This is a genomic window from Photobacterium sp. GB-56 (assembly GCF_003026105.1).
Lineage (GTDB): Bacteria > Pseudomonadota > Gammaproteobacteria > Enterobacterales > Vibrionaceae > Photobacterium.
In genome coordinates this window covers 1-750 of the sequence record NZ_PYNW01000054.1, presented here as the reverse complement: position 1 = coordinate 750, position 750 = coordinate 1, and the positions used below count along the sequence as shown (strand labels likewise).

Genomic DNA, 750 nt, shown 5'->3' with positions numbered 1-750 from the left:
ACTCGACATCGTATCTCAGCCTTAAGATGGTCCGGATTTGCCTAAACCATCAGCCTACATACTTGGACCTGGACAACCGTCGCCAGGCTCACCTAGCCTTCTCCGTCCCTCCATCGCAATTATAAGAAGTACGGGAATATTAACCCGTTTCCCATCGACTACGCCTTTCGGCCTCGCCTTAGGGGTCGACTTACCCTGCCCCGATTAACGTTGGACAGGAACCCTTGATCTTCCGGCGAGGGAGTTTTTCACTCCCTTTATCGTTACTCATGTCAGCATTCGCACTTCTGATACCTCCAGCAAACCTTACGATTCACCTTCAACGGCTTACAGAACGCTCCCCTACCCAATGAAGTAAACTTCATTGCCGCAGCTTCGGTGTATAGCTTAGCCCCGTTAAATCTTCCGCGCAGGCCGACTCGACCAGTGAGCTATTACGCTTTCTTTAAATGATGGCTGCTTCTAAGCCAACATCCTGGCTGTCTGAGCCTTCCCACATCGTTTCCCACTTAGCTATAACTTTGGGACCTTAGCTGGCGGTCTGGGTTGTTTCCCTCTTCACGACGGACGTTAGCACCCGCCGTGTGTCTCCCGGATAGTACTTACTGGTATTCGGAGTTTGCAAAGGGTTGGTAAGTCGGGATGACCCCCTAGCCTTAACAGTGCTCTACCCCCAGTAGTATTCGTCCGAGGCGCTACCTAAATAGCTTTCGGGGAGAACCAGCTATCTCCGAGTTTGATTGGCCTTTC

At 51.5% G+C, this 750-nt stretch carries 1 rRNA gene; it reads right to left on the bottom strand.

The window, feature by feature from the left end:
- Positions 1-750, bottom strand: a 23S ribosomal RNA gene (locus tag C9J42_RS21310); the annotation flags it as partial.